6 protein-coding genes are annotated in these 9,184 nt (G+C 73.8%); 4 read left to right on the top strand and 2 right to left on the bottom strand.

Annotation, left to right across the window (positions count from 1 at the left end; genetic code table 11):
• Positions 1 to 96: 96 nt before the first annotated feature.
• The gene (gene mnmA, locus GPJ59_RS28800) at positions 97 to 1,233 is read right to left on the bottom strand and encodes a tRNA 2-thiouridine(34) synthase MnmA (protein ID WP_219670629.1); all 1,137 of its coding nucleotides are present in this window, start codon (positions 1,231 to 1,233) and stop codon (positions 97 to 99) included.
• A gap of 69 nt (positions 1,234 to 1,302) precedes the next feature.
• Here mnmA and GPJ59_RS28795 point away from each other — a divergent pair, with 69 nt between their 5' ends.
• The 4 genes from GPJ59_RS28795 to GPJ59_RS28780 are packed head-to-tail and all read left to right on the top strand — an operon-like array spanning position 1,303 to position 7,304.
• A complete protein-coding gene (locus GPJ59_RS28795; RefSeq protein ID WP_219670628.1) occupies positions 1,303 to 2,064 on the top strand; it encodes an N-acetylmuramoyl-L-alanine amidase in 762 nt (253 codons plus the stop codon).
• Positions 2,065 to 2,103: 39 nt separating this feature from the next.
• Positions 2,104 to 2,829, top strand: a complete 726-nt coding sequence (locus tag GPJ59_RS28790) for a hypothetical protein (RefSeq protein ID WP_219670627.1) — start codon at positions 2,104 to 2,106, stop codon at positions 2,827 to 2,829.
• A gap of 54 nt (positions 2,830 to 2,883) precedes the next feature.
• The gene (locus GPJ59_RS28785; protein WP_219670626.1) at positions 2,884 to 3,201 is read left to right on the top strand and encodes a CU044_2847 family protein; all 318 of its coding nucleotides are present in this window, start codon (positions 2,884 to 2,886) and stop codon (positions 3,199 to 3,201) included.
• The gene (locus GPJ59_RS28780; protein WP_219670625.1) at positions 3,198 to 7,304 is read left to right on the top strand and encodes an nSTAND1 domain-containing NTPase; all 4,107 of its coding nucleotides are present in this window, start codon (positions 3,198 to 3,200) and stop codon (positions 7,302 to 7,304) included. The genes GPJ59_RS28785 and GPJ59_RS28780 overlap by 4 nt, the downstream gene beginning before the upstream one ends.
• Here GPJ59_RS28780 and GPJ59_RS28775 read toward each other — a convergent pair.
• Positions 7,301 to 8,464 carry a cysteine desulfurase family protein gene (locus GPJ59_RS28775; protein WP_219670630.1) on the bottom strand — a complete coding sequence of 388 codons (1,164 nt, stop codon included), beginning with the start codon at positions 8,462 to 8,464 and terminating at the stop codon, positions 7,301 to 7,303. The two genes, GPJ59_RS28780 and GPJ59_RS28775, sit on opposite strands and share 4 nt — an antisense overlap.
• Positions 8,465 to 9,184: the final 720 nt, after the last annotated feature.

Genomic DNA, 9,184 nt, shown 5'->3' with positions numbered 1-9,184 from the left:
CCCCCCCCCCCCCCCCCCGACGGCCCAGCCGCCCCGCCCGGCCCGCGCGCGGTCGGGGCCGCGGCGACGGGACCAGCGGCCCGGCGGGGACCGGAGTCAGACGGCGGCGGGGGTGGCTCGGACGGTCGAGGCGATGGTGGCGGAGCCGACCACGCGGGTGCCGTCGTAGAGGACGATCGCCTGGCCGGGCGCCACGCCGCGGACCGGCTCGGTGAAGGCGACCCGCAGCTCGCCGTCCACCAGTTCCGCCGAGACCTCGGTCTCGCCGCCGTGGGCGCGCAGCTGTGCGGTGTAGCGCGCCGGGCCGTCGGCCGGGGCGGTCCCGCACCAGCGCGGCTTGATCGCGGTCAGGGCCGTGACGTCGAGGGACTCGGCGGGGCCGACCGTGACGGTGTTGTTCACGGGCGAGATGTCGAGGACGTAGCGCGGCTTGCCGTCGGGTGCCGGGTGCCCGATACGAAGGCCCTTGCGCTGGCCGATGGTGAAGCCGTACGCGCCCTCGTGGCTGCCGAGCCTGTTGCCGGCCTCGTCCACGATGTCGCCCTCGGCCTTGCCCAGGCGCTTCGCGAGGAAGCCCTGGGTGTCACCGTCGGCGATGAAGCAGATGTCGTGGCTGTCCGGCTTCTTCGCGACGGCGAGGCCGCGGCGCTCCGCCTCCGCCCGGATCTCGTCCTTGGTGGTGGTCGTGTCGCCGAGCGGGAAGAGCGCGTGGGCGAGCTGCCTGTCGTCCAGGACGCCGAGGACGTACGACTGGTCCTTGGCCATGTCGGAGGCGCGGTGCAGCTCGCGGCTGCCGTCCTCGCGCTCGACGACGGTGGCGTAGTGGCCGGTGCATACGGCGTCGAAGCCGAGGGCGAGGGCCTTGTCGAGCAGCGCCGCGAACTTGATCTTCTCGTTGCAGCGCAGGCAGGGGTTGGGCGTGCGGCCGGCCTCGTACTCGGCGACGAAGTCCTCGACCACGTCCTCGCGGAACCGCTCGGCGAGGTCCCAGCAGTAGAAGGGGATGCCGATGACGTCCGCGGCGCGGCGGGCGTCGCGGGAGTCCTCGATGGTGCAGCAGCCACGGGCCCCGGTGCGGAAGGACTGCGGGTTCGCGGAGAGCGCGAGGTGGACACCGGTCACGTCGTGCCCGGCTTCGACGGCGCGGGCGGCGGCGACGGCGGAGTCGACGCCGCCGGACATGGCGGCCAGGACGCGAAGGGGGCGGGAGGTGCGCGGCAGGGTCTCAGTCATAGCGCCTTCCAGGGTACGGGGGAACCGGGCGGGGTCACAGCGCGTTATGGGCGTAGGGGGGTGGTCCGCATGTCAGGCGAGGTCGGCGGGCGCGGCAAGGCCGGAAAGGCCGGCAAGCAGCAAGGGGGCGGCGAGCAGGGGAAGGGCGGCGGCGCGGGTGCGGGGCGCGGGCGTGGCCGGACGCGGCGGGCGGTGCTCTTCACGGGGCTCGGGCTCTTCGCGGCGGGTGCCGTAGCCGGTCGGGACGAGATAGCGCGCTTGTGGTGGCTGCTGCCGGGTGTGTCCAAGCCGCGCAAGGAGGGCGAGCTCGACCACGCGGGCGCGAGCTGGACGGCGGCTTCCCCGGCGAACTGGCGGCTGGCCGACCGCCCCGACGACTACCGGGTGGACCGGATCGTCGTCCATGTCACCCAGGGCGGGTTCCAGTCCTCGGTGGACGCCTTCCGCAACCCGTGGCACAGGGCCTCCGCGCACTACATCGTGCGCCAGGACGGCCACATCGAGCAGATGGTGCGCGAGCTGGACGTCGCCTTCCACGCGGCCAACCGCTCGATGAACGAGCGGAGCATCGGCATAGAGCACGTGGGGTACGTGCACCGCCGGCAGGACTTCACGGACGCGATGTACGCGGCCTCGGCGAAGCTGGCGGCGGACATCTGCCGGCGCTACGGCATACCCGTCGACCGCAAGCACATCCTGGGCCACTCGGAGGTCCCGGGCGCCGACCACACGGACCCGGGCCCGCACTGGGACTGGGACCGGTACCTGCGCATGGTCCGCGAGGCCCTGGCCGGCCGGGCCGGACCTGCGGGGTCCGCTCCCCCGGCCTAGGCTGATCGTGTGGCTCGCCGACGCGTCGGAGGTGAGGCGATGTCCGGGTTGCGGGTGGTGGCCGTCGGCGCGGCCACGGGGGTGATCAGTGCGCTGCTGGCGGGGTTCACGCTCCCCTACGGCAACGGCATCGAGGACGAGCCCGCCCAGGTGATCGTGGACAAGGGGCGGCAGGCGCTGCACGACGCCCGCTCGGTGCGCATGCTGGCGAAGGTCGAGGACCCCGCGGGCACCGTCACCCTGGACCTCCGCTTCGACGTCGACGGCAACTGCGCGGGCAGCGTCGCGCTGCCCGGGGACGCCGGCCGCGCGGACATCGTCAAGCGCGGCGAGGACGTGTGGCTGAAGCCGGACAACGCGTTCGTGAAGTCCCAGACCCCCGGCACGGCCGGGGAGGATGCGATCGCCCTGATCAACGGCCGCTGGATCCACGGCAAGGCCGGCAACCCGATGCTGCGGGAGTTCGGCGACATCTGCGACCTGTCCGCCTTCCAGCGCGAGTACGCGTCGGACCGGGTCACGGAGAACGTGACGAAGGGCGGCAAGGCCGAGGTCGGCGGCACCCCGGCGATCACCGCCACCAGCAGTTCCGGGGCGGACCGCAGCACGTACTACGTCGCCACGGAGGGCGAGCCGCGGCTGCTGCGGGTGGAGGGCACCCAGGGCGGCCAGCGAGGCACCGCCGACTTCTCCGACTACGACCAGCCGGTGCCGGCGAAGACCCCGCCCCCGTCGGAGTCGGTCGACCTGTCCACCCTCCAGTAGCCGACCGGCCCCGGCGGACAGCTGTTCCAGCTCCCTCACACCCCGGGAGGCCTCGTGACTCCGCTGGCTCGGATCCCCCTGGAGGGCGGAGGAAGCATCCTGGTCGAAGGATCGGCCGCGCTCGCCGGCCCCGTGCAGGCCGGCCGCATCGGTGAGGCCGTCCAGAACTTCCCGGTGACCCTGCAAAAGGCTCTGGAGCCGATCACGCAGGCGGCCCGCGCGACGCTCGACCAGCTCCGCAAGGCCGGGCCCGACGAGATCGCCGTCGAGTTCGGCATCGACCTGGCGGTCGAGGTGGGAGCCGTGATCACCAAGAGCCAGGCCGCGTGCCACCTGACGGTGACGATGACGTGGAAGCACGATGCCCCATGAACGGCGCCGGCCAGGGCCTGCCCTCTGTCGTCGCTCAGGTACTCGGCACGCAGGGCCAGGTGGCCGGGGCGGCGTTCCTGGTGGCCGACGACCTACTGGCCACCTGTGCGCATGTCGTCCGGGCGGCTGGAGGCGGGCCCGGCGAGGGGCTACGGCTGGCCTTCCCCCGCGTCGCGGGTGCACCGCGGGCCGAGGGGCAGGTCCTGGGCGGCGCGGCATGGCGTGCGCCGGAGGCAGAGGACGTGGCCTTCATCCGCCTGGCCGCTGTCCCTGCCGGCGTGTCGGCACTGCCGCTCGGCTCGGCGGCCGGCTGCCGCGGCCACGACGTCCGCTCGTTCGGCTTCCCCGCCCAGGCGCCGTCGGACGGCCACTACGGCAACGGCGTGGCCGGTGATCTACTGCCGGCCTCCAGGAACAAGGGCACGCGCCTCCAGCTGACCCGGGCCAACGACCTCACCACGGGCTTCAGCGGCGGGCCGGTCCTGGACGACAAGACGGGTCTGGTCATCGGCATGCTCACCGAGATCACGGCACCCGACGCGTACCAGCGGGGCCAGGAGATCGCATACGCCACGCCGACGCAGGTCCTACGGGAGATCCTGCCTGAGCTGGCCGAGCAGGAGGTGTGTCCGTACCGGGGACTGGAGTCGTTCACGGCGGAACAGGCCCGGTGGTTCGAGGGCCGTAAGGACGCGGTGCGCCAGGTCGTGACCGGCCTGGCCGGACAGCGCCGGCTGACGCTGCTGCTCGGCCCGTCGGGCTCGGGCAAGTCGTCCCTGATCCAGGCGGGTGTGCTGCGGGCGCTGGCGGCGGGCGAACTGCCGGGCAGCGACCGCTGGCTGCCCGTGATCGCGCGGCCGAGGCACGACCTGCCGGCCGAGATCGAGCGGGCGGGCCTGCCCGGAGCGGCCGCCGACGGGATCGCGGCGGCGGTGACCCGAAGGCTCGGGGCGCAGAACGGGTACGACCGTGTCCTGCTGGTCGTGGACCAGTTCGAGGAACTCCTCACCGAGCCGGCCGAGGGAGACGGCGGGCAGGACCACCGCGCCGGCGTCGCGGAGCAGCTGACGGCGGCGGCCGACTCCGACGCGGAGCTCTCCATGATCCTGATCATGCGGGACGACTTCTACCCGCAGTTGGCCGCGCAGGCACCCGGCCTGCTGGAAGCCGCTATGCCGGGCCTCCTCAACGTGCCGAGCACGCTGAGCCCGGAGGACCTGCACGACATCATCACCCTGCCCGCCCGGGACGTGGGTCTCCGCTTCCAGCCCGGTCTGCCCGAGCAGATGATCGCGGACGTCCTCGCGACCAGCCCCGAGGCGACCCGGAGCCGCCAGGCACCGGCCACGGTGCTGCCGATGCTGGAGCTGGCGCTCAGCCAGCTGTGGCAGCGGCGCCAGGACGGGTACCTCACGCACGAGGCCTACCGGCGCATTGGGGCGGTAGGCGGCAGCCTGACCACATGGTGCGACACCGCCCTCAAGCAGCTGCCCGAAGAACACCGACCCGTCGCCCGGCGCATCCTGACCTCCTTGGTACGGCCCGCCGACCCCGCCCGCCGCATCCCCCCGACCCGCGCACAGGTCCCGTTGGACGAACTCCGCGAGCTGGCGGCCGGCCCCGAGGGCGACCGGGCCGCCGTGGACGAGGTCGTCGCCGCCCTGACGCGCCACCGCGTCATCACCACCCAGCGCCCCGCCGAGCCCCCCGGGCAGCCGGTGGCCGAGCTGATCCACGACGCGCTCATCCGCGACTGGGGGAGGCTGCGCCGCTGGATCTACCAGGAGCACCGCTTCCAGCAATGGCTCGACCGCACGCGGGAGCGACGAGCCCGCTGGGCCGCGAAGAACGACCCGGGAGACCTTCTGGCGGGGACGGCGCTGGCCGAGGGACTCGACTGGTCCCGGCAACGCGGGCTCCCCGGCGACATACGGGCGTTCCTGACGGCCAGCAAGGTACGCCAGCAGGCCGTGATCCGGCAGGGCAAGCGCCGCGTCAGACTGCTGGCCAGCGCGTTGGTAATGGCGATCATCGCTGTGTGCGGGGCCGTGTGGCAATGGAGGGCAGCCGTAGAGGCGGGTGAGGCGGCCCTGTCCCGGGCACTCGCCGCCGAGTCCAGCAACCTGTTCGGCACGAATCCCGAACTCGCCTCCCTGCTGGCCGTCCAGGCATACCGCACCAGCCCCACGCCCGAAGCCGTCGAAAGCGTCCGGAGCGCCGCGGCCCTCCCACCGCACCGGCGTCTGTCCGGTCATGCCCAAGGTGTGTACGCCGTGGCGTTCAGCCCCGACGGCCTCACCCTCGCCACCGCCAGTGCCGACCGGACTGTGCGGCTGTGGGACGCAACCACCGGCAAGAGCCGCACCACCTTGACCGGACACACCGGCTTGGTGAAGTCCGTGACGTTCAGCCGCGACGGCACGACCCTGGCCACCGCTGGCTATGACGGAACCGCACGGCTGTGGGACCCGACCACCGGCAAAACCCGTACCACCCTGACCGGACACACCGGCTGGGTGAACTCAGTGGCGCTCAGCCCGGACGGCACGACCCTGGCCACCGCCGGCAACGACGACGGCGCACGATTGTGGGACGCGACCACCGGCAAGGCCCGCACCACCCTGACGGGACACACCAGCGTGGTGTCGGTGGCTTTCAGCCGTGACGGCGCAACGGTCGCCACGGGCGGCCACGACAACACCGCACGCCTGTGGGACGCGACCACCGGCAAAGCCCGCACCACCCTGACCGGACACACCAGCACGGTGTTCTCGGTGGCCTTCAGCCCCGACGGCACAACCGTCGCAACCGCCAGCAACGACGGAACCGCACGATTGTGGGACGCGACCACGGGTAAGGAGCGCACCACCGTCACTGGAAACGCCGGCCCGTTGTCCTCAGTGGCATTCAGCCCCGACGGTCACACCCTCGCCACCGCCGGCCTCGACCACAACGTGCGGCTGTGGGACGTCGCCGCCGGCGCGACCCTCGCTGTCCTGCCGGGGCACGCCGACGCGGTTTTTACAGTGGCGTTCAGCCCCGATGGCAAGACCCTGGCCACCGGCGGCGCCGACCGCACCGCGCGGCTGTGGGACGTCGCCGCCGGCAAGGCCCGCACCACCCTGACCGGGCACACTGCGGCGGTGTTCTCCGTGGCATTCGGCCCCGACGGCCGCACCGCCGCCACGGGCGGCCTCGACGGAACCGCACGGCTGTGGGACGTGACCACCGGAAAGGCCCGCACCACCCTGACAGGACACACCGGGTGGGTGAGTGCTGTGGCGTTCAGCCCGGACGGCAAGACCATCGCCACGGCCGACACCCAAGGAACGGCACGGCTGTGGGACGCGGCCACCAGCAAGACCCGCAGGACCTTGAACCTGCACGCCTGGGGGATCGCTTCGGTTGCATTCAGCCCCGACAGCAAGACCCTCGTCACCACAGGCGGCGAACATGACGCGCAACTGTGGGACGTGGCCACCGGCGAGGCTCGCACCACCCTGACCGGACACACCGAGGCAGTGTGGTCCGTGGCATTCAGCCCCGACGGGCGCGCCGTCGCCACGGGCGGCCTCGACGGAACCGCGCGCCTGTGGGACGTAACCACCGGCAAGACCCGCACCACCCTGACCGGACACACCAACCAGGTGCTCTCAGTGGCCTTCAGCCCCGACGGCAAGACCCTCGCCACCGCCAGCAATGACTACACCGTACGGCTGTGGGACCTGGCGACCGGCCGGACCCGCACCACCCTGACCGGGCACAAGGACTGGGTGAACGGAGTGGCGTTCAGTCCCGACGGCACGACAGTCGCCACCTCCAGCAAGGACTGGGACGCGCGGCTGTGGGACGCGGCCACCGGCCGGACCCGCGCCATCCTGACCAGGCACAGCACCGTCGTGAATGCGGTCGCGTTCAGCCCCGACGGCAGGACCCTCGCCACCGCCGCCGCCGACAAGACCGTCCAGCTGCACGATGTCGCCCTTGAGCAACCCGCCGCGGCGATCGAGAAGATCTGCCGCACTGTCGACCGCGACCTCGCGCCGGAGGAACGGACGGCGTACCTGCCCAGGGGCCGGTCCACCGGCCCCGTGTGCCCCTAGACCAGCCCCGCCGTCCGGGCCCGGTCCACCGCTGGGCCGATTGCGGCGGCCAGGGCGGCCACGTCGTCCTTCGTCGAGGTGTGGCCCAGGGAGAAGCGGAGGGTGCCGCGGGCGAGGTCGGGGTCCGTGCCGGTGGCGAGGAGGACGTGGCTGGGCTGGGCCACGCCGGCCGTGCAGGCGGAGCCCGTCGAGCACTCGATGCCCTGGGCGTCCAGGAGGAGCAGCAGGGAGTCGCCCTCGCAGCCGGGGAAGCTGAAGTGGGCGTTGGCCGGGAGGCGGTCGACCGGGTCGCCGCCCAGGACGGCGTCGGGGACGGCCGCGAGGACCGCGGCGACCAGGTCGTCGCGGAGGGCGGCGACCTCCCGGGCGAAGGCCTCGCGCCGCTCGGCGGCGAGGACCGCGGCCACGGCGAACGCGGCGATGGCGGGGACGTCGAGGGTGCCGGAGCGGACGTGGCGCTCCTGGCCGCCGCCGTGCAGGACGGGTACGGGCGTCTGGTCGCGGCCCAGGAGCAGCGCGCCGATGCCGTAGGGGCCGCCGATCTTGTGTCCGCTGACGGTCATGGCGGCGAGGCCGGAATCGGCGAAGCCGACGTCGAGCTGGCCGACGGCCTGGACGGCGTCGGAGTGCATCGGGATGCCGAACTCGCGGGCCGTGGCGGCGAGTTCGCGGACGGGCTGGACGGTGCCGATCTCGTTGTTGGCCCACATGACCGTGGCCAGGGCGACATCGGCGGGGTTGCGCTCGATCGCCTCGCGGAAGGCGTCGGCGTGGACCCGGCCGTAGTGGTCGACCGGCAGGTACTCGACCTGGGCGCCCTCGTGCTCGGCGAGCCAGTGGACCGCGTCGAGGACGGCGTGGTGCTCGACGGGGCTGGCCAGGATGCGGTTGCGGGCGGGGTCGGCGTCCCGGCGGGCCCAGAACAGCCCCTTGACGGCCAGGTTGTCGGACTCGGTACCGCCCGCCGTGAACACCACCTCGCTGGGGCGGGCCCCGAGCGCCTCGGCGAGGGCCTCGCGGGCCTCCTCGACGGTACGGCGGGCCCGCCGGCCGGCGGCGTGGAGGGAGGACGCGTTGCCCGTCGTGGCGAACTGCGCGGTCATCGCCGCGGCGGCCTCCGGGAGCATCGGAGTGGTGGCGGCGTGGTCGAGGTAGGCCATGGTGGTGCCGATTCTATGGGGCACGGCTCACGGGGTCTCCCCCGTGCCCCCGCCCAGCGCTGCGCCGGGCTCGGCTGGGCTGGGCTTGCGGGGCTCCGCCCCCTCACCCCGCGCCTCAAACGCCGGCGGGGCTGGGGTGGGTGGCTCGACGCGGGCCCCGGCCACACGCTGCGCGAGGCCTCCCGGGGCTCCGCCCCGCACCCCGCGCCTCAAACGCCGGCGGGGCTCGGGTGGGTAGCCCGACGCGGGTCCCGGCCACACGCTGCGCGAGGCCTCCCGGGGCTCCGCCCCGCACCCCGCGCCTCAAACGCCGGCGGGGCTCGGGTGGGTGACCCGACGCGGGTCCCGGCCACACGCTGCGCGAGGCCTCCCGGGGCTCCGCCCCGCACCCCGCGCCTCAAACGCCGGCGGGGCTGAGATGAGTGGCCCGACGCGCCTCCCGGCCACACGCTGCGCGGCCCCTCCCGGGGCTCCGCCCCCTCACCCCGCGCCTCAAACGCCGGCGGGGCTGGATTTCCAGCCCGCGCGGCGTTTGAGCGCACCGGGCGCGCAGCGCACGGCCAGGGTCTGGGGCGGAGCCCCAGTTCGGGAAGGGGCGGGGTGGGGTGAAGGCCCCGCGCAGCGGCCCCCTGCGCGGCTGCGCGTCGCGGCCGGTTCAGAAGCATCGGCCCGGGCCGGGGCGCCCCCGGCGGGCACGCCGGCCGGCCCGCCCCCTCCGCG

This window comes from Streptomyces bambusae (assembly GCF_019400985.1).
In the GTDB taxonomy this organism is placed as follows: Bacteria; Actinomycetota; Actinomycetes; order Streptomycetales; family Streptomycetaceae; genus Streptomyces; species Streptomyces bambusae_A.
Note: the sequence above shows the minus strand (reverse complement) of the source record. Positions and strands in the feature narration are given on the sequence as shown.

Bases quoted from the DNA above. Each gene is read 5' to 3' on its own strand.
- mnmA (WP_219670629.1), bottom strand. From the start codon at position 1,233: ATGACTGAGACCCTGCCGCGCACCTCCCGCCCCCTTCGCGTCCTGGCC.
- GPJ59_RS28795 (WP_219670628.1), top strand. From the start codon at position 1,303: ATGTCAGGCGAGGTCGGCGGGCGCGGCAAGGCCGGAAAGGCCGGCAAG.
- GPJ59_RS28790 (WP_219670627.1), top strand. From the start codon at position 2,104: ATGTCCGGGTTGCGGGTGGTGGCCGTCGGCGCGGCCACGGGGGTGATC.
- GPJ59_RS28780 (WP_219670625.1), top strand. From the start codon at position 3,198: ATGAACGGCGCCGGCCAGGGCCTGCCCTCTGTCGTCGCTCAGGTACTC.
- GPJ59_RS28775 (WP_219670630.1), bottom strand. From the start codon at position 8,464: ATGGCCTACCTCGACCACGCCGCCACCACTCCGATGCTCCCGGAGGCC.